16 protein-coding genes and 1 tRNA gene are annotated in these 18452 nt (G+C 60.2%); 9 read left to right on the top strand and 8 right to left on the bottom strand.

Annotated features, from left to right (window positions below; translation table 11 throughout):
• Positions 1 to 181: 181 nt before the first annotated feature.
• Positions 182 to 355, bottom strand: coding sequence for a hypothetical protein (locus ACORQT_RS16115; protein ID WP_154219870.1), 174 nt, complete (start codon positions 353 to 355; stop codon positions 182 to 184).
• A 495-nt stretch (positions 356 to 850) separates the two neighbouring features.
• A complete protein-coding gene (locus ACORQT_RS16110) occupies positions 851 to 1738 on the bottom strand; it encodes a helix-turn-helix domain-containing protein (RefSeq protein WP_164057590.1) in 888 nt (295 codons plus the stop codon).
• Between the two features lie 695 nt (positions 1739 to 2433).
• Here ACORQT_RS16110 and ACORQT_RS16105 point away from each other — a divergent pair.
• Complete coding sequence (locus ACORQT_RS16105; protein WP_223524802.1) at positions 2434 to 3282, top strand: helix-turn-helix domain-containing protein; 849 nt, start codon at positions 2434 to 2436, stop codon at positions 3280 to 3282.
• Between the two features lie 717 nt (positions 3283 to 3999).
• Here ACORQT_RS16105 and ACORQT_RS16100 read toward each other — a convergent pair.
• Positions 4000 to 5919, bottom strand: coding sequence for a sigma-54-dependent Fis family transcriptional regulator (locus ACORQT_RS16100; protein ID WP_089191986.1), 1920 nt, complete (start codon positions 5917 to 5919; stop codon positions 4000 to 4002).
• 280 nt (positions 5920 to 6199) lie between these two features.
• Here ACORQT_RS16100 and ssuD point away from each other — a divergent pair, with 280 nt between their 5' ends.
• A complete protein-coding gene (gene ssuD / locus ACORQT_RS16095; protein ID WP_089191985.1) occupies positions 6200 to 7372 on the top strand; it encodes an FMNH2-dependent alkanesulfonate monooxygenase in 1173 nt (390 codons plus the stop codon).
• Entirely contained in the window at positions 7372 to 8751 is a 1380-nt protein-coding gene (locus tag ACORQT_RS16090) for an FAD/NAD(P)-binding protein (protein WP_089191984.1), read from the top strand. Before ssuD ends, ACORQT_RS16090 begins: the two co-directional genes overlap by 1 nt.
• 28 nt (positions 8752 to 8779) lie before the next feature.
• Here ACORQT_RS16090 and ACORQT_RS16085 read toward each other — a convergent pair whose 3' ends face one another.
• Positions 8780 to 9415 (bottom strand): flavodoxin family protein, encoded by a 636-nt coding sequence (locus ACORQT_RS16085; protein WP_042784975.1) that lies wholly within the window; start codon positions 9413 to 9415, stop codon positions 8780 to 8782.
• A gap of 115 nt (positions 9416 to 9530) precedes the next feature.
• Between ACORQT_RS16085 and ACORQT_RS16080 the strand changes: the two genes are divergently transcribed.
• The 3 genes from ACORQT_RS16080 (at position 9531) to ACORQT_RS16070 (ending at position 11508) form a co-directional block, all read left to right on the top strand.
• Positions 9531 to 10427 carry a LysR substrate-binding domain-containing protein gene (locus tag ACORQT_RS16080; protein WP_089191983.1) on the top strand — a complete coding sequence of 299 codons (897 nt, stop codon included), beginning with the start codon at positions 9531 to 9533 and terminating at the stop codon, positions 10425 to 10427.
• A gap of 69 nt (positions 10428 to 10496) precedes the next feature.
• A complete protein-coding gene (locus tag ACORQT_RS16075; RefSeq protein ID WP_033643691.1) occupies positions 10497 to 11084 on the top strand; it encodes a nitroreductase family protein in 588 nt (195 codons plus the stop codon).
• A gap of 130 nt (positions 11085 to 11214) precedes the next feature.
• A complete protein-coding gene (locus ACORQT_RS16070) occupies positions 11215 to 11508 on the top strand; it encodes a DUF2623 family protein (protein WP_033643690.1) in 294 nt (97 codons plus the stop codon).
• 12 nt (positions 11509 to 11520) lie between these two features.
• Here the strand turns inward: ACORQT_RS16070 and ACORQT_RS16065 are convergent, their stop codons facing one another.
• Positions 11521 to 12090 carry a helix-turn-helix domain-containing protein gene (locus ACORQT_RS16065; protein ID WP_033643689.1) on the bottom strand — a complete coding sequence of 190 codons (570 nt, stop codon included), beginning with the start codon at positions 12088 to 12090 and terminating at the stop codon, positions 11521 to 11523.
• A gap of 38 nt (positions 12091 to 12128) precedes the next feature.
• Between ACORQT_RS16065 and ACORQT_RS16060 the strand changes: the two genes are divergently transcribed.
• Positions 12129 to 12647 (top strand): GNAT family N-acetyltransferase, encoded by a 519-nt coding sequence (locus ACORQT_RS16060; protein ID WP_033651829.1) that lies wholly within the window; start codon positions 12129 to 12131, stop codon positions 12645 to 12647.
• Between the two features lie 17 nt (positions 12648 to 12664).
• Positions 12665 to 13105 carry a DMT family transporter gene (locus tag ACORQT_RS16055; protein WP_164057588.1) on the top strand — a complete coding sequence of 147 codons (441 nt, stop codon included), beginning with the start codon at positions 12665 to 12667 and terminating at the stop codon, positions 13103 to 13105.
• Positions 13106 to 13162: 57 nt separating this feature from the next.
• On the opposite strand, the gene ACORQT_RS16050 is transcribed toward ACORQT_RS16055, so the two are convergent.
• Positions 13163 to 13238 (bottom strand) — tRNA-Asn (locus ACORQT_RS16050).
• A 328-nt stretch (positions 13239 to 13566) separates the two neighbouring features.
• On the opposite strand from ACORQT_RS16050, the gene nac reads away from it, so the two are divergent.
• Positions 13567 to 14490 carry a nitrogen assimilation transcriptional regulator NAC gene (gene nac, locus ACORQT_RS16045; protein WP_164057587.1) on the top strand — a complete coding sequence of 308 codons (924 nt, stop codon included), beginning with the start codon at positions 13567 to 13569 and terminating at the stop codon, positions 14488 to 14490.
• A gap of 36 nt (positions 14491 to 14526) precedes the next feature.
• Here nac and ACORQT_RS16040 read toward each other — a convergent pair whose 3' ends face one another.
• Positions 14527 to 15990, bottom strand: a complete 1464-nt coding sequence (locus tag ACORQT_RS16040; RefSeq protein ID WP_164057586.1) for an AMP nucleosidase — start codon at positions 15988 to 15990, stop codon at positions 14527 to 14529.
• A gap of 139 nt (positions 15991 to 16129) precedes the next feature.
• Positions 16130 to 18433 carry a phosphatidylglycerol--membrane-oligosaccharide glycerophosphotransferase gene (opgB, locus tag ACORQT_RS16035; protein WP_164057585.1) on the bottom strand — a complete coding sequence of 768 codons (2304 nt, stop codon included), beginning with the start codon at positions 18431 to 18433 and terminating at the stop codon, positions 16130 to 16132.
• Between the last annotated feature and the right edge of the window lie 19 nt (positions 18434 to 18452).

The following is an 18452-nucleotide window of genomic DNA, read 5'->3' as shown; positions in this document are numbered from 1 at the left end:
CGTCTCGCAGAGATACGGTTTTTTGGGTGCGCTGGGCAATCCGATATTTTATTGCAGTGATAAACGCATTGAATGAAAGAGCCTCTCTGGACTAATTATTTAGAGTGATGATGAATGCGGAATTGCTTTTAATCACGAGGTTGCGTAGAGGTTTACCCTGCGTTGAGTTCAGGGTGAAACGTCATTCTTTATCAAGCCGGTGTCGATAGAAACGGCGAAAAAAATGATTTAATGCCATTCTTTCCCCATCGACATAGACAATATAACCTTTCCCGCGTTCGCCGACGGTGACTTTTTCAACATTAACATTAGGATAGTGTTTTTTTAGGTTTTTAGACCATACTTGAATACTCATAATTCTATTTTCCTGACGCGCTTTATTCTTGTTTAAGGCATATTGATAGCACCCGTAAAAATAAGTCTCGTAGAAATAAAATATCGTCACTACCTGGGGATGTCTACAAGCGTGCGGGCGGGATAAAGCGAAAAATGCCGGTTGCGCTCAGGCGGGGTATTTAGCGCAAATAGAATAAAAACAATAAGTTATCCAATCGGCCGCACAAAAAGCAAATGTGGGTAACACATTGATATTTAAGGTTTTGGTACGTAAGTCATATCGAAGTCAACGCTTAACGGATAAGCGGTGATTCCTTGTGGGGGCGAGAAGAACTCATCTTGGCGCGATCTTCAGGGCGATATTGATGTGTTTTCCAATTAGATAAGTCTTAAAGTTGGCGCTTTGCAGCGAGTGGGTAATGAGTGGTTTTGAGCCTAAATTCATCATAACTCTTTATTGTTTAATATAAATCATTACCCTTTTTAATAAATAGCAACGCCGATAGTGACAGGGTTACCGCGCTGGCCCTGGCGCTATCTCTTTCTCTCTGTGCTTGATAGGGAAGACAATGGGGATATAGGTCTTCATCTCTATTCTATCGCCGCCTTTGGGGGTGATAATTTCAATGAGAAAGCGATCGATCATGCCAACTTTATTTATCGGGAATGATTTGGTGTAGATACTTTGCGTGAATTTTTGCGCCTCATCGCTTGCGCCGTCATAACTGAACTCTGCATAAAGTTGCATGTCTTTTTTTCCCTGGGCGTCGGCCAGAGAGGCAAGCACGCTGCCAAGACAGTCTTCTTCAGAAATATAGAGGGTCTTCAAATAGATGCTGACGTAATTTTCTTTCTTGATGCTCGCGCCAAAATTGAAAAAGTTAATCACGCCGCTGTCCGTTTTTTTCATGTTATCAATTGCCGCCAATCGCAGCGCGGAAACCGCAGGATGGAAGTGATCTATCTCTGCATCAACGCCATCCCCTGAATCGTCGAAAAATTTTGGCAGGTGCACATAGCGATGCTCGGGAATGCCGTCGAGAAACAGCAATGGGATGGCGGAGGACACGTCCCACGATTTACTTTTGCGATACTGCATCGGCGAGGTTCTGAATTGCTTGCGAAACGCCCGTTCAAAGGATTGATATGACTGAAAGTTCAGCGCTTTAACGATATCGGAAATAGAGAGGTTAGTCGCTTTCAACATAAATGCGGCGCGAATGAGTTTTCTGCCCCTCACATAGCTCCCGAAAGTCATCCCTGTTTCATCTTTAAACGCTTTTTGGATATGCCCGCGTGAATATCCGCTTTTTTCTGACAGCATCTCAACGGTGAGCTTCTCATTGAACCCACTTTCTTCCACCCAGGCGAGCAGCTCCTCAATGACTTTGGTTATAAACATGCAGGAGCTCCCTTTTAGTTATCTGCCTAATGGTTGCGTTGGGTAAAATAACGCGTTATCGGTATTCAGCGATAAGCCCCCAATTTATCCGTTCTTTTAGGAAATATCCTGAGTATAGAACGCTTGCAATATTAACGCGGTAAATTAAAAAAAATGTACTTAAAAGTGTCATTTACCAAATAGCAGCGTATGGCGAAGAAGGAGAAAGTGCAGGGATACATTTTAAGTGTATTAATTTATTGATTTTCATGAGTTTGTATGAATGAATCAAGGTGGTGGGAGCACATTTTTTGCTCATTGATAGATAAAAACTCTATATGGCTGTCAATTTATTGACAGTAACATCTTTTCGAATCGAAATAATTAACTATTCTATGTTTAAGAGTGGGTGGTTAAGCGGCAAATAGGCCAGGCAGGGGATTGCGAAATTAAATAATGGTTAATCCAAGGGGGTATCAAGGATAATGACATTCAGGGAGGAGTATGAGGGGGTATTTTCACGAAAAATATCGCTTGCTATTTATCTTCTGGCTGTGGCCTGCGTTTTTTGAGGCAGAATAAACGCTGAGCGTTTTCTGTCTTGGCGTCCGTGGTTTATCAGCGTTTTTCCACACGACTTCTTTGTGAATCTCATCTTGTGCGAGAGGGGAATCGGCATCTTTCGCCTTGGAAATGATTTTTGTGCAACGTGATGCGTGGATATATTTGAACGGATATGGGAATGCCATTCTTCGAAAGAAAGCAAGCCGGACAGCTTTTGGTTCCGCAAGAAGAGAGATGCATTCAATAATAAAAATAGCAAGATGACAGGCTTTACTATGGATTGTTCTAACAAGTTCAGACGCAATATTTTAGATGAGATAATCGCTATCATTGAAAAAGCCATTGATACACAAAGCCATGTATCAATAAGGGCGCTATCCATTAAGTCAGGGTATTCCATCGGGCATTTACAGCGGATGTTCTATTTGTACGAAGGGATGAAGATAGGGACCTATATCAGAAAGCGCAGACTAAGCCGCGCGACGTTATTGCTGAAATGTACCGATATGAAGATCTATGAAATCGCGTTGCTCTCCGGGTTTAGTTCTCAGCAATCATTTAGCCGTGCGTTTTCAAATCAATTCGGTTGCCCGCCGAGAACATTCAGAACCCTGCGCGATTGGCCTTTTCTCAATTATCAACCGATTATTGGCTTCGATAAAGAGCCTTTCCCCAGCAGCATCGTGTATTTGAATTTGCATGAGTATTACGAGAATAAAAGGATCGTGCAACTGCTTTCGCCGGTAATCAGCCGGGGGCAGATGAAGGTAAACGTAAAGAATCCAATAACCTGTAGCCTGTACAACGCATCGGCAAAGTACATTGCGATCAGACGCAATGAAAAAAAGATGAGCGAAAACGAGTTCATCCTATCGCTCTATGAGGGGGTGTTGGCTTCCCTGGATATCTTCATCACGCAAAGCGTAATCTTTAAAATTCACGATCACTGCCCCGGTGAAAAGGAAAACGTCAGCATGTGGTATTTCATCCCGATAAAATGAGCTCTGTTTATCGCGCGCGGCAGCAGGTTGCCTGATCACAACGGAAAGCTTGGGTTATGCCATCGATATTTTGATGGCGCCCTCCCGTCAACGCCCCATAAGCCTGTTGCCGCCAACGGAACGGTTGGTGAAGAAGAAAAAAAACCGACCGCGAGGGTCGGTAAGCATGGGGTATTCAATAGGTATGACAACACTACAATTAAATAATAGCGCGCGTTGAGGTTTTGTCTTTACCGAAAAGTGTTATCTCACGGAACAATGGACTCGGCATGCGCGCATCCTCTTTGGCAATAAGACGTGAGGCCTGCGACGCGCAGGCGTCATGAAATGAAGATAAAAAAAGCCGGCGATTAACGCCGGCCAATGAAACATCGACAATCTCTCTGAGATGCACGGCCCTACACGGGAAATAAGGCCATGCAGTTGCTATGTAATCCTACCTGGCGCGCTTTTTTTTACCAAAAAACGATATTTTTGGCAGGGAAGCGGGGAAATAAAAAAGCCGGTCGTGACGACCGGCGAATGCGAAAATAACAGGGTAACGTTAATTGAAAGTGCACATAAAATGATAGCGAATTAATCCTAGCACTGACATCGGCGGTATATTTTACCTAAAAATGTCTTTGCGGCATTGGCATTACCGCCCGGCTCCGACGGCGATATGAGTTTGTGCGCAGAGGAGAAAGGGCGGCCGATGCTGCGCCCTCCGAAGCCAGGCTAAGATCCCAGCGGCCAAACCGCCTCGCGCACGGCGATCGCTTTGGGCAACAGCCCCAGGGCGTAGAAGCGGTCGGCGATGCTTTGCTGCTGGCGGATCACCTGCAAATCCATGGCGCGGATCTCGTGGCTGCGGCGCGACAGCGCGAGTTCCAGCGAGGCGCTCGCCAGCCCCAGTTCGTCGGAAAGGTGACGAGCGGCTTCTCTCGGCTGCGCGGCAATGTAGCGGCCGGTGTGCTGCAATGCTTGCATCAGCGGCTGCAACAGATCGCCCGAGCGTTCGGCGAACTCGCGGCGCGCCAGATAGAATTGCTGATTGAGCACCCGTTGGGTGCCGTCGGCGATCACGCGCAGTTCCCCGCTGCGCTGCGCGTCGCTGAGCAGCGGATCCCACATCATCCAGGCGTCCACCGCCTGCAGGTCGGTCGCCGACAGCGGATACTTCGGCGGCGCATAGACGATGCGCACATCGTTCAACGTCAGTCCCTGTTCGTCCAACATCTGCAGCAATAAATAGTGCACGTTGGAGCCTTTGTTGAGCGCGATGCGTTTGCCGCGCAGATCGGCGGCGCTGCGTATCGGGCTGTCTTGCGGCACCACCATCGCCACGCTTTGCGGCGCCGGCGGCTCAAACCCGACATACACCAGCGCGTTGCCCTGCGCCTGCGCGAAGATCGGCGGCACTTCGCCGGTGGTGCCGAAGTCTATCTCATCGCCGTCGAGCGCGTGCAGCAGCTGCGGCCCGGCGGGAAACTCGCTCCACAGTACGCTGATGCGCTGTGCGGCGAAGTGCTGTTCCAGGCTTTGCCGCGCCTTGAGCACGCCGAGGTTGCCAAATTTTTGATAGCCGATGCGCAGTTCGCGTTCGGGCAGCGGCGCTGCTCTGATGGCCGGCGAATGCGCGGGCGCGCGGGCGCTGCGGCGGCGCGGTTTGATCAGGCCAAGATGCGCCAAATGGGTGCGCAGGGTATTGCGGCTGACGCCGAGCAAGGCCGCCGCCTGCAGCTGGTTGCCGCCGCTGCGTTCGAAGGCGTTGCGCACCAGCGCATCCAGCACCCGTTGGTAGAGCTGGGTACTGTCGCCTTGTAACTGCTGCTGCACGAAGCGATCGATGGCGTCGTCACCGCCGCCGCCGTGATCCGTCAGGCGTTGCGTGAGCCGCAGTTGCTGCGGGGCGATCGGCCCCTCCTGGCTCAGCAAGACCGCATTATGCAGCGTGTTCTCCAGCTCGCGCACGTTGCCGGGCCAGGGGTAGTCCAGCAGCGCCTGCTGCGCCTCCACCGTCAACTGCAGCGGCGGCCGTCCCAGCCGGCGGGCGTACAGCGCAAGAAAGTGTCTGGTCAGCGCCGGAATGTCCTCCGGCCGCTGGCGCAACGGGGGTAAGGTCACCGCCGCGACGTTCAGCCGGTAATAGAGATCTTCGCGGAAGCGCCGTTGGCGGATTGCGCCGGCCAGATCGACGTGGGTGGCGGCGATGACCCGCACATCGATCTTCAGCGGTTTGCGCGAACCGACGCGGGTGATTTCTCGTTCCTGCAACACGCGCAGCAGCTTGACCTGCAGCGACAGGTTGAGTTCGCCGATCTCGTCCAGCAGCAGGGTGCCGCCTTCCGCCGCTTCGAACCAGCCCTGATGGGTGCCGACGGCGCCGGTGAAGGCGCCTTTCTCATGGCCGAACAATTCGGCTTCCGCCAGGCTTTCCGTCAGCGCGCCGCAGTTGACCGCCAAAAAAGGGCGATGGCGGCGCGCGCTGTGGTGGTGCAGATAGCGCGCCACCACCTCTTTGCCGGTGCCGGTTTCGCCGACGATCAGTACGGTGGCATCGGTGGGGGCCAGCCGATCGAGCACGCTTTGCAGAGCGAGCGACGCCGGATCGATCAGCACCGGTTTGTCGGCGGCGAACGGTTGGGGATCGTACATGGGCGTCTCCTGGCTGACGGCGAAGGGGGAAAAAAATCTTATCCCAGCCCATGAGCGGCCGCGAGAGGGTAAAAGGCGCACGGTGCTGCATTGGCAACAGCTTTTCGCCGCCGCCTGCTGCCAATGCAGCAGCGTTTGGGCGGTGATATCTTTTCAACGTATTGATATATATTGATTTTTAAAATCCGCCACTGTGGCATGCATCCTGCTTTTCGTTTTATAACCAAGCAAGATTTTTCTATCGATAAATATTGAGAATAGTTATATAGGAAAAGCATAAATGACTGAGTCAGCGAAAGAACGCATCAACGTTTTCTGGTTTCTGCCGACCCACGGCGATGGCCGCTATCTGGGCACGGCGCAGGGCGGGCGCCCGGTAGACTTGCCTTACTTGCAGCAAGTGGCGCTGGCCGCCGATAACCTCGGCTATTACGGCGTGCTGATCCCAACCGGTAAAAGCTGCGAGGATTCCTGGTTGGTGGCGGCGGCGCTGGCACCGCTCACCCGTCGGTTGCGCTATCTGGTGGCGGTGCGCCCCGGCCTGCAGCCGCCGAGCCTGGCGGCGCGCATGGCCGCGACGCTGGACCGGTTGTCGGACGGGCGCCTGCTGATCAACGTGGTGACCGGCGGCGATCCGGTGGAAAACAAAGGGGATGGCATCTTCCTCAGCCATGCCGAACGCTACGAGGTGACACAGGAATTTCTCACGGTGTATCAACGGCTGCTGCAAGGGGAGAAGGTGGATTTCAGCGGTAAGCATATTCGCGTCGAAGGCGCCGAGTTGCTGTTCCCGCCGGTGCAGGAAAACGGCCCGCCGCTCTATTTCGGCGGCTCCTCGCCGGAAGCGATCGACATCGCCGCCGGGCAGATCGACACCTACCTGACCTGGGGCGAGCCGCTGGCTCAGGTGGCGGAAAAGCTGGCGGCGGTGCGCCAGCGCGCCGAGCGGCAGGGACGTAAACTCAGCTACGGCATTCGCCTGCACGTTATCGTGCGCGAAACCGAAGACGAAGCCTGGGCGGCGGCTGAGCGCCTGATCGCGCATCTGGATGACGACACCATCGCGGCGGCGCAGCAGATCTTTGCGCGCATGGACTCCACCGGCCAGCGCCGCATGAGCGAGCTGCATGGCGGCTCGCGCGAGAGTCTGCGCATCGGCCCCAACCTGTGGGCCGGCGTCGGCCTGGTGCGCGGCGGCGCCGGCACCGCGTTGGTGGGCAATCCGCAGCAGGTGGCGGCGCGCATACGCGAGTATCAGGCGCTGGGCATCGACAATTTCATCCTTTCCGGCTATCCGCATCTGGAAGAGGCCCACCGCTTCGCCGAACTGGTGATGCCGCTGTTGCCGCTGGCGCAGCCGGCCCATCAGACGGCCCGCACGATCAATACCGGCCCGTTCGGCGAAACCATCGGCGGCGATCGTCGTCCCGGCCCGGTACAGCGGGAGGGCTGATGGCGAAGCGTGCCCATATTATCGTTATCGGCGGCGGTTTCACCGGCGCGGCGCTGGCGATCCAGCTGGCGCGCGGAGCGGTGGATGTCACGGTGATCGAACCGCGCGCGGCGCCGGGCTATGGCGTGGCCTACTCGACCACTGAACCGACCCACCGCATCAACGTCCCGGCCGATCGGATGCAGCTGGCGGATGAGCCGGCGGGGGATTTTGACCGCTGGTATCGCCTGGGCGGCGGATTGGTGGCCGATCCACAGGCGTTGTGGCGCGACGGTAAAGCCTATCCGCAGCGCGGCGCCTTCGGCCGCTATGTCGAGGAACGTTTCCATCAGGCGGCGCAGTCGGGCCGGGCCCGCTTGCGGCACCTGCGCGATCGGGCGCTGCACCTGCAGCCGCAGGCGCAGGGCGCGACCGTCATCACCGCCGGCGGCGAACGGCTGTGGGGCGACTATGTGGTGTTGGCGACCAGCCATCCGCCGCCCGCGCTGCCGCGGCAGATCGCCCCGGAGCTGGCGCGCGATGCGCGTCTGATCGCCAATCCCTGGGCGGCGGAGGCGCTGGACGAAGTTGAACCCGGTGAGGCGTTGGCGATCGTCGGCACTGGGCTGACGATGGCCGATACGGTGGCGGCGTTGCACCGCCGCGGGCATCGCGGGCCGATTACCGCCTTCTCTCGTCACGGCCTGCTGCCGCGCCCCAATGCCGAAGGGGAGTACCCGACATGGTCGTTTGCCCCGTCCGCCGGACTGCGCGCTGGGGTGCGGCAGGTGCGCCTTGAGGTGGCGCGCGCCGCTCGGCAACGGGTGCCGTGGCAGGCGGTGTTGGACGCGGTGCGCGCCCAGGGGCAGCGCCTGTGGCAAGCGTTGACGCCGACCGAACAGCAGCGCTTTCTGCGGCATTTGCGCGCCTATTGGGACGTGCATCGCTATCGCCTTGCGCCGCAGGTGAGCACGTTGCTGGCGGAGCAACAGGCGGCGGGCACGCTGCAGGTATTGGCCGCTCGTTTGCGGCGGGCGGAGCGAACGCCGCAGGGCGTAAGGTTGACGATTTTGCCGCGCCAAGGCGCAGAGCGGGCGCTGCAGGCGCAGCGGCTGCTGATCACCACGGGCCCGGCCCATGCCGGGCTGATCGCCGCCAGCCCCTTGCTCCGTTCACTGGCGGAGCAGGGGGCGCTGCGCGCCGATCCGCTGGGGCTGGGGCTGTGGGTCAATGCCGACAGCCAGGCGATCGGCGGCGACGGCCTGGCCAACCCGCGCCTGCTGGTGGCCGGCCCGGCGGCGCGCGGCCGCTTTGGCGAACTGATGGGGCTGCCGCAGGTGGCGGAACACGCCGAAAGCGTCGCGCGTCATCTGCTGGCGGCGATCGCCGCCGGAGGGTGACAGTGCGATTTACCGGCAGACTCAAGCGTCAGTCCGCCCACACCTGCGTGCTGCGCGGGCTGTCCATCTGATAATCCGAATAGGGGCGGGTGAAGAACTCGCGCCCCAACTCGCGGGCGGCCCGCAGCGGGTTGCGCGGATCGCGGGCGATCTCGCCGCGCTGGTTGCCGGCGCCGTGCACCAGCCCAACGAAGGCGGAATGGGTGTAACGGCTGAACTCCTGGATCTGATGCACGATGCCCAACGCCGCGCCGGGGTAGGTCTCTTCCGACGCCACCGCCAGCCCGATGCGCTTGCCGCTCATGCGTTGGTGCACGTCCGCCGCCTGAGGGTAGGCATTGGAATAGAAGCTGAATGAGCGATCGAAAAAGGCCTTGGTTTGCGCCGACATGCCGTACCAGTAAATCGGCGTGCAAAATACCGCGCCGTCGGCCGGCAGGAAGTGCTCCAGGAACAACTCGGCGTAGCGATCGGCCGGCGGAGGCGTATGGCGTTCATCGCTCAGAAAACCGCTCAGGTAATCGTCGAGAAAATGCAGGCTGGCGACGGTGCCGGCTTCGGCGGCGCCCGCCATGATCGCCTGTGCCAGCGTGGCGCTGTTGCCGTCGCGGCGCGGGCTGCCGACCAGCACCGCCAAACGCTTGGGTTGATGAGTTGCATTCATGTCATATTCCTCTGTGTGAAATGAATTCAGCCTTACTCTAGAAACAAATCCCGGCGGGCGACAAATGACGGCTTTTCTGCCAGGATGAATTCAACTCATCTGGAGAGGCTTCACCATGTTCGCTACGCTGCCCGTCAACGCATTACGCACCTTCGAATCCGCCGCTCGCCTGCGCAGCTTCAAACTGGCGGCGGCCGAACTGGCGGTGACGCCGACGGCGATATCACACCAGATCAAAGCGCTGGAGCAGCAGTTGGGGTTTGCGCTGTTCGAGCGGGTACCGCGCGGCGTGCGGCTGACACCGAAGGGGGAAACGCTGTTTGCCGGGGTGCACGGCGCGCTGCTGGACGTCGCCGCCACGCTCGAAGGCCTGCGGCCGCAGCACAGCGCAGGATCGCTGTGCGTTTCGGTGACGCACTCGTTCGCGGCGCTGTGGCTGGTGCCGCGCCTGGGGCGCTTCTATCAGGCGTATCCGCACTATCTGGTGCGCCTGGAGGCCTGCGCCGAGGTGATCGATCTGCAGCAAGACGCCAGCGTGGACGTGGCGGTGCGCTACAGCCGCGCGCACTATCCCGCGCTGCATCAGGCGGCGCGGCTGGAGGAAAGCTTTGGCGTCTACGCCGCGCCGGGGCTGGCCGCTGCCGAGCCGGAAAATCCGGTGCTGATCACCGTCAAGTGGGGGGATTCGGCGCTGTACGACAGCGGCTGGCATGACTGGTGCCGGGCCGCCGGGGTCGATTGGTGGCGGCGCCATGCGGCGATGCGCAGCTATCACGAGGAGCATTACGCCCTGCAGGCGGCGGTGGCCGGGCAAGGGTGGGTGCTCGCCAGCTCGGTGATGGTGTCCGAGATGGTGGACAACGGCCTGCTGGCGGCGTACCGGCCCGAGGTGCGCGTACCGGGCGCCGCATACAGCGTACTGTGCGCGCCGGGGCGCGAGCGGCATCCGCCGGTCAGGGCGTTTCTGGCCTGGCTGCAGCAGGAATTGCCGCAGGACAATGGCACGAAATAAAAGTTTTACCGTCCTAAGCTGTGGGAATATCAGCGAACTTTTGTTTTTACTTCACTGCGAGAACCTATCATGAGCCAGCCAAGAATCTCCGATTACCCGATTGACGCGCAATTTATCGAGCGCTGGTCGCCGCGCGCGATGACCAACGACGCCATCGACGATCAAACGCTGCTGAGCTTCTTTGAAGCGGCGCGCTGGTCGCCTTCGGCCTACAACATTCAGCCGTGGCGTTTTGCCTACAGCAAGCATGGCTCCGACAGCTGGGAGAACTACCTGGAGTTCCTGATCGACTTCAACCGCGGCTGGGCGCAACACGCCTCGGCGCTGGTGGTGATCGTCTCCAAAACCACCAGCCTGAACGGCGAGCGGCTGGTGGACAACCCGACCCACGCGTTCGACACCGGCGCCGCCTGGGCCAACCTGGCGCATCAGGCGCACCTGAAAGGCTGGCTGACCCACTGCATGAGCGGCATTCACCACGACAAGATCAAAGCGGCGCTGCAGCTGCCGGACGACTATGCGGTGCACGCCATGGTGGCGATCGGCAAACCGGGCGACAAATCCCGCCTGCCGGATTTCCTGCAGGAAAAAGAGGCGCCGTCGGGCCGCCTGCCGCTGGGCAACACCGTCAGCGAAGGGCTGAATTTCACGCTGTGATCGCGCGTTCTCGCCGAGGCCCGCTTGGCGGGCCTTTTTTATGCTGCGAGTAAAACTTTGGGAGTATGTTCGCGTTCGCCTATTCGCTGTATATTTTGTTATATAGCGATTGCGTGATAAGGAGGAACCGATGGGGGATCATTTTGGCAAAGGGCTGTTGGCGGGATTAAAAGCGGACAACCTGAAACCGGAGGCGGAGCTGTCGCGCTTTTGCTCCGACTACAAGCGCGGTTTCGTGCTCGGCTATGCGCACCATTTGGCGCAGCGCTGCGGCGACGAGAACCGGGCGGCGTTCGAGGCCGGGCAGCTCAGCCGCGCCTATGGGCTTGGCAGCGAGCCGATGAGCGAGTTCTTCTCCGGCGGCGACAGCCGGTTGGCGGAGAAGTTTTTCCGCGCCGGCTATAACCGCCCGGCGCAGGGTTAGGACAGACGGCCGTCAGGCGGCGCTCAGCACCGCCACCATATACACGCACGGTTGGTCGCTCTGATTTTCAAATCGGCAGTCCGCCGGCGGGCCGAGCTCAAGGCAGTCTCCCTCGGCCATCTCATGGCGCGCGTCACCCTCGATAAAGACCAGTGCGCCGGATAAGACCCAGATCAGCTGACGTTTGAACGCGTACACCGAAGCCGGCATCGGGATAGCCGCGCCGGCCGGCAGTTCGATGCGCACCAGATCGAGCGGCAAATCGGTGCGGGGCGACACGTGGCGCCGCACGTAACCGCTCTCGGGATCGACCCAGACCGGTTGATCTTCCCGGCGCAGCAGCCGGCCTTCCTGCGTTTCCGCTCGGGCGATCAGCTTGGACATGCTGAGGCCGAACGCGCCCGCCAGTCTGCCCAACAGCATCGCCGTCGGGCTGCTCTCGCCGCGCTCGATCTTATGAACCATCGCCCGTGAGACGCCCGCCCGTTCGGCCAAATCGGACAGCGACCAGTGGCGCGCCTCGCGTTCAATGCGAATGCGTGCGCCGATCAGCTGATTTAGATTGTCTAATTTAATATTCATATCGTAGTATTATAGTGGACAATTGGCCGGGGTAAACCATGATTATACGAAATGCGACGTTCAACGATAGCGCGGCGATTGCCGCTATCTATAACGACGCGGTGTTGAACAGCACCGCCATCTGGAATGAACAAACCGTGGATGCGGCCAATCGCGCGGCGTGGATCGGCGAACGGCAGGCGGCGGGTTACCCGGTGCTGGTGGCGGTGAACGCCGAGGACGAAGCGATCGGCTACGCGTCGTTCGGCGACTGGCGCGCCTGGGACGGCTATCGCCACACCGTGGAACATTCGGTGTATGTCCATCAGGCGCATCGCGGCGCAGGGATTGGCAAGGCGCTGCTGCTGGCGCTGATCGCACGGGCGCGGGAAATCGGCAAACATGTGATGGTGGCCGGCATCGAATCCGGCAATCGGGCCTCGATTAAGCTGCATCTGGCGCTGGGTTTCCGCGACGTGGGGCGCATGGAACAGGTGGGCGCTAAATTCGGCCAATGGCTGGATCTGACGTTCCTGCAACTGAGGCTCGACGAACGGGCGACGCCGCCCGCGCGCTGATCCCGGGAGACAGGGCGATGAATATGCTGTTACTGCTGATCGCGGCCGGGATGGGGCTGGTGGTGCAGAATCTGCTGATGGTGCGCATCACCGAAAGCGTCTCGACCATCCTCATTACGCTGGTGATCAACTCCAGCGTCGGTTTGCTGCTGCTGGTGGGGTTGCTGCTGGCCAAAAATGGCCTCGGCGCGGTGGCGAAAGTGACCGGCGCCGCCAAATGGTGGATGCTGTTGCCAGGGCTGCTGGGATCGCTGTTCGTGTTCGCCGGCATCCTGGGCTACCAAAAACTGGGCGCGGCGGCCACCATCTCGATCCTGGTCGCCAGCCAGCTGTGCATGGGGCTGTTGGTGGACGTCTACCGCGCCGGCCCGGCGGCGCTGCGCGAGAATCTGCCGGCGCTGTTCGGCGCCTTGTTGCTGGTGGCGGGCGCCTATCTGGTGGCGAAGCGCAGCTTTTGACGGCGGCTGAAAGGCAAAAAGCCCGCTCGGGTTTCCCTGAGCGGGCTTCTCTAAATATGGCTCCTCTGACTGGACTCGAACCAGTGACATACGGATTAACAGTCCGCCGTTCTACCGACTGAACTACAGAGGAATCGTGTGAACGGGGCGAATAATAGCGGGGCGGTTGCGGCTTGTAAAGCGCGAAAACGCCCGGCGCGCGCGTTTGCTGTAAGATTGCCCAACCTGCTGCTTTTTCTCGCTTTTATCGCTTATCTCACGCGCAGCGCCGCCGGATTGCCCGCTGAGGCGGCGCCGTTGCCTGCCGGTGGTGCAACGCGTGCCCTGCGTTGTGGCGCGCCTCGCCCGATAATCGGCCATTTGCCGCCGTTTTTGGCCTTTTGACGACTCTGGCCTGGATCTTGCTGCGGTTGCATGACCGGATTTCGGCATTCTCAATTTAGCGGCTCGCTGGAGGCACTATGAATCTCAGACGTCTGAAGTACTTCGTGAAAATCGTCGATGTCGGCAGCCTGACCCAGGCGGCGGAGGTGTTGCATATCGCCCAGCCGGCGCTCAGCCAGCAGTTGGCGACGCTGGAGGGGGAGCTGAAGCAACAGCTGCTGATCCGCACCAAGCGCGGGGTGCAGCCGACCGAGGCCGGCAACATTCTGTATGCCCACGCGCAAACCATTTTGCGCCAGTGCGAGCAGGCGCAGAGCGCGGTCAACAGCGCCGGGCAGGCGATGAGCGGCCAGGTGTCTCTCGGGTTGGCGTCGGGGAGCACCGCAGCGCAGCTGGCGCTGCCGCTGCTGCAAACCCTGCGCGATCAGCAGCCAGGCATTTTGCTCAGCCTGCATGAAAACAGCGGCGCGGCGCTGGCCGGACAGGTGGCCAACCAGACGCTGGACATGGCGATGGTCTACGGCGCCAAAATGCCCGCCGGTCTGCACACCGTCGCGCTGATGCGGGAGGATCTCTATCTGGTGGCGACGCGCGCGGTGCCGCATCCCGGCAACAGCGTCGAGCTGCTGGACGTGGCGCGGCTGAACCTGTTCCTGCCGCGCGAGGGGGATGCGGTGCGCAACCAACTGGAGGAGGCGATGGCGCTGCGCAAGCTGGCTGTCAACGTGGTGGGGGAGATTGAATCCTCGGGCGCGCTGAGCGCTGCGATCGCCGGCGGGTTGGGGGCGACCGTATTGCCGGAGTCGGTGGCGCGCGCGATGATCGGCCCGGCCAAGGCCTGGATGGCGCGCATCAATGCGCCGACGATGTCGGTGCCGCTGTCGCTGTGCATGTCGAGCCAACAGTCGCTGTCCGCCCCGGCGCTGCTGGTGAAAGACCTGCTGCTGTCGATCGCCGGCGGCCGCAGCCAGGAGAAGCGCGCGCTGGCGCTGGTGCGTTGAGGAAAAAACGGCCCGCCGCAGCGGGCCTGAGCACCGTTATCGGAACGGCGGTTCGTTGAAGGTGCGCAGCTTGCGCGAGTGCAGGCGATCGCCCTCGGCGCGCAACAGATCGATGGCGCAGATGCCGATCTGCAGGTGCTCGGAGATTGCCCCTTCATAGAAGCGGTTGGCCTGGCCCGGCAGTTTTATTTCACCGTGCAGCGGTTTGTCGGAGACGCACAGCAGCGTGCCGTACGGCACCCGGAAGCGGTAACCCTGAGCGGCGATGGTGGCGCTCTCCATGTCGACCGCCACCGCGCGGCTGAGGTTGAAGCGCCGCGCCGAAGCGGAGTAACGCAGCTCCCAGTTGCGATCGTCGGTGGTGACCACCGTGCCGGTGCGCAAACGCTGTTTGACCTCTTCACCGGGCATGCCGCTGACCATCTTGGTGGCGTCGTACAGGGCGCGCTGCACCTCGGCGATGCTCGGGATCGGGATATCCGGCGGCAGCACCGCATCCAGCACGTGATCGTCGCGCAGATAGGCGTGGGCCAGCACGTAATCGCCGATCTTCTGGCTTTCGCGCAGGCCGCCGCAGTGGCCGATCATCAGCCAGGCGCTCGGGCGCAGCACCGCCAGGTGATCGCAGATGGTTTTGGCGTTGGACGGGCCGACGCCGATGTTGATCAGCGTGATCCCTTGGCCGGTACGCGAGATCAGGTGATAGGCCGGCATCTGGTGGTTTTTCCACGCCAGATCGGACACCGCCTGTTCGGGCGCGCTGGTTTCCGGCGTGATGTAGGTACCGCCGGCGCTGGAGAGCGCGATGTACGGGCTGGCCGGATCGGCGATCTGCGCGCAGGCCCAGCGCACGAACTCGTCCACATAGCGGGTGTAGTTGGTGAACAGCACGAACGGCTGGAAATGCTCCACCGGGGTGCCGGTGTAGTGCCGCAGACGCGCCAGCGAGAAATCCGCGCGCAGCGCATCGAAATGCGACAGCGGGAAATGGTTGTCGGTGGTGTGATACAGGCCGTCGGCAGTCTCGTCACCGATCTGCGCCAGCTCGGTGGTGGGGAAATGCTGCGCGATACCGGCGCTCATTGAGCGGTCGAGCGCCAGGCTGGAGCCGTCGATCACATAAGGGAACGGGATCTCCTGCTGCGACGGCGCCACTTCGATATGGGCGGCGTAGTCGTGTTCCAGCATCGCCAGCTGTTCGGCCAGATAGTGGCGGAACAGCTGCGGCCGGGTCACGGTGGTGCTGTAGCTGCCGGGATGGGTAAAGCGGCCGAAGGCGCGGGTTTTGTTCGGGCCGGACTGCTGCCCGTCCCAGCTGACGCGCAGCTCGGGATACACGAACAGCCCGGCGGCGCGCGCCTGCGGGTCCGGCAGGGTGCCGAGGCTGATAAAGTCACTGACCGCCTGACGCAGCGCATCTACCGCGGCGTCATACAGGGCTTCCAGTTGATCGAGTGCCTGATCGGCGCTGAGGCCGCTGCGAGGTGGGGCATAGCTCATACTTTCTCCTTCGATGTCCCGGCTCTGTGGCGGGATTGGCGGCGTTTCACCGTCACAGGTTAGCCGAAGCAGGGCGTAAAAGCTTGGTCGAAATGACGGGCGCGGCAAAGAAATTACCGCGCCCGTGAAGGCGGGGGGATCAGGAGGCGGGAGCGGCCGCTTCGACCTTCAGCGATACCAGGCCGATGCCCAGCTTCTTCGGCGTGAAGCCGCCGCTGGCGCTCTCTTTCGGCTCGGTCGGTGCCGGCGGGGTAATGCTGATCTTCTGCGCGCCGCGCGGGTTGTCGAAGCGCAGGGTGACGGTGCTGTCCTGCTCGCCGAGCGACACGAAGCGCTCTTCGTCGCCGACGCGCACCGAAATCGGTTCGCCGATGTTGTTGCCGTAAGCGCGGGCGCGCAGCACCAGATCGAAGGTTCTCGGCAGCGGATCGACATAATCGATGTCGACCGCCGGCGCCAGGTTGGCGTCGGACCAGCGGCCCCACTCCTCGACGGCGGAGACGCCGGTAATGGCTTTCACCTGTTCCGGCATGCCGGGCAGCATGAACTCGATGGCGTCCGCCCGGTACTTCATCGCCGCGTCGTCCACCTGCAGGCGGGCGACGGCGTTTTGGTAATCGGCGACGCTGTCCGCCGCCGGGCCGGTAAAGTTCACCTTGCCGCGGAAGCGCTCGCCGCTGGCCTGCACGATCTGCGGCGGCGAGGCCAGGGTGCCGGCGGCCACGCAGATGTCGGTGCTCAGCGCCAGCTGCGGCGCCCAGACCCGGCCGATCTCGTAGCATTTATCGACCCAGACGAATTTCTCCCCCGCCCCCAGCCCGGCCAGCTGCTTGCGCAGCGGGGTGGAGAGGTAGACGTTGAACATCGGTTCGATGCGGTTGTCGCCCACCCGCAGAATGAACGGCACCTTGTAGGTGACGCCGGAGAAGCTGAAGCTGCGCTGGCGCGTGTCCACGCTGTAGTCGCTGATGTGGTTCGGCAGGCCCCACTGATTGATCACCGCCGGTTTCCAGCCGTTGATTTTCTCTTCGATATTCAGGAACACCGTAGACAGCGACGGCGCCGACAGGCTGCTGCGGCCGAGGCCGATATAGTTGTCACCGCCCATCACGTCCAGCACCGTGGCGCCGTTATCCAGCGTGCTGCGTTTCTCGTTGCGCTGCTCCGCCTGCGGCCGGGTGCCGTCGATGATAAAGAACAGGTTGCGGCGCTTCTGTTTGGTCAGGATGTCGTAGGCGGTGTTGTTCATCGCCAGATGATCGGAGGACACCACGATCACGGTGTTGCTGAAATAGGGCGAGCGTTTGATTTTGTCGATCAGCGCGGCGATGTGTTGCTGGCTGCAGGCTACCGCGCTCAGCGAGCGGTTTTCCTTGTTCTGCCAGGCGTAGCTTTTCTTGCTGCAGCCGGCGGAGATAAAACCGTCCGGGTGATGGGTATCGACGGTCAGGGTAAACAGCGAGAACGGCTGGCGCTGTTTGGACAGCTCGACGAACTTGCCGTACACCACGTCCAGCACACTGTCGTCGTACCAGCCCCAGTCGTTTTTGTAGCTCGGATCGGCGACCTGTTCGCGCAGCTCTTTGAAACCGTAAACGTGGTCGAAGCCGTGGGATTTCAGGAAGGTGTCTTTACCGGCGAACGCCAGCTCGGCGCCCTGATAGAAAAAGTTGCTGTAGCCGGCGGCCTTCAGCACGTCGCCCAGGCAGACGTTCTCCGGGTAGAAGGTGGAGACCGCGCTGGAGGCGTTGCCGTCGAAGGGTGCGAACAGCGGAATGCCGCACTGTGAGGCGACCATGCCGGCGATGGTGTAACCGGTGCCCGGCAGCTGCTGGGTGTTGCTGAAATCGATGCTGTCTGCGCGCAGGGCGTTCAGCTCGTCGGCCAGGCCGGGAAACAGCTCGGTATCGAAGTAGGTGCGCTCCAGGCTCTCGGCATAGATGTACACCAGGTTCGGCCGTTTGCCCTGCACGGTCTTTTTCGGCGCCTTGTAGTAGGTGGTGAAATCGGCGGTATCGCCGACGATCTGGCTCTTGACCAGCAGCGAGATGTCCTGAAACGCCGGGGTGGTGCCGACCGAGAACAGCGCCAGCAGCACGGCGACGAGGCTGTAGGCCACGCTGCTGCCTTTGGCCTTGCGGCGCAGCAGGCTGCGGGCCAGCACCGCGAAGATAAGCCCCAGCGCCGCCAGCAGGCCGATGAACGGCAGCACGTATTTGCTGATGCCCGCGCCTTTGAGGCTGCTGGTGACGGTGTAGATCACCGCATCGGTGATGCCGTCGCCGGTGAAGTAGTTGCTGGCGATCAGAATGACGTTCAGCACCAGATAGCTGCCGAGCAGCGTCAGCAGAATGGCGAACCACCAGCGGTTGGCGGCGGCCCGGGTGCGATAAATCAAAATCGACGCCAAAAAAAGAACAAACGAAACGACTGCGAGAACCATCCGCCAAACCTTGTCTGAT

It is taken from the genome of Serratia sp. (in: enterobacteria) (assembly GCF_052400455.1).
GTDB lineage: Bacteria > Pseudomonadota > Gammaproteobacteria > Enterobacterales > Enterobacteriaceae > Serratia > Serratia ureilytica.
Note: the sequence above shows the minus strand (reverse complement) of the source record. Positions and strands in the feature narration are given on the sequence as shown.

Bases quoted from the DNA above. Each gene is read 5' to 3' on its own strand.
- ACORQT_RS16080 (WP_089191983.1), top strand. From the start codon at position 9,531: ATGTTCGCTACGCTGCCCGTCAACGCATTACGCACCTTCGAATCCGCC.
- ACORQT_RS16100 (WP_089191986.1), bottom strand. From the start codon at position 5,919: ATGTACGATCCCCAACCGTTCGCCGCCGACAAACCGGTGCTGATCGAT.
- opgB (WP_164057585.1), bottom strand. From the start codon at position 18,433: ATGGTTCTCGCAGTCGTTTCGTTTGTTCTTTTTTTGGCGTCGATTTTG.
- ACORQT_RS16075 (WP_033643691.1), top strand. From the start codon at position 10,497: ATGAGCCAGCCAAGAATCTCCGATTACCCGATTGACGCGCAATTTATC.
- ACORQT_RS16070 (WP_033643690.1), top strand. From the start codon at position 11,215: ATGGGGGATCATTTTGGCAAAGGGCTGTTGGCGGGATTAAAAGCGGAC.
- ACORQT_RS16110 (WP_164057590.1), bottom strand. From the start codon at position 1,738: ATGTTTATAACCAAAGTCATTGAGGAGCTGCTCGCCTGGGTGGAAGAA.
- ACORQT_RS16040 (WP_164057586.1), bottom strand. From the start codon at position 15,990: ATGAGCTATGCCCCACCTCGCAGCGGCCTCAGCGCCGATCAGGCACTC.
- ACORQT_RS16055 (WP_164057588.1), top strand. From the start codon at position 12,665: ATGAATATGCTGTTACTGCTGATCGCGGCCGGGATGGGGCTGGTGGTG.
- nac (WP_164057587.1), top strand. From the start codon at position 13,567: ATGAATCTCAGACGTCTGAAGTACTTCGTGAAAATCGTCGATGTCGGC.
- ssuD (WP_089191985.1), top strand. From the start codon at position 6,200: ATGACTGAGTCAGCGAAAGAACGCATCAACGTTTTCTGGTTTCTGCCG.
- ACORQT_RS16115 (WP_154219870.1), bottom strand. From the start codon at position 355: ATGAGTATTCAAGTATGGTCTAAAAACCTAAAAAAACACTATCCTAAT.
- ACORQT_RS16060 (WP_033651829.1), top strand. From the start codon at position 12,129: ATGATTATACGAAATGCGACGTTCAACGATAGCGCGGCGATTGCCGCT.
- ACORQT_RS16090 (WP_089191984.1), top strand. From the start codon at position 7,372: ATGGCGAAGCGTGCCCATATTATCGTTATCGGCGGCGGTTTCACCGGC.
- ACORQT_RS16065 (WP_033643689.1), bottom strand. From the start codon at position 12,090: ATGAATATTAAATTAGACAATCTAAATCAGCTGATCGGCGCACGCATT.
- ACORQT_RS16085 (WP_042784975.1), bottom strand. From the start codon at position 9,415: ATGAATGCAACTCATCAACCCAAGCGTTTGGCGGTGCTGGTCGGCAGC.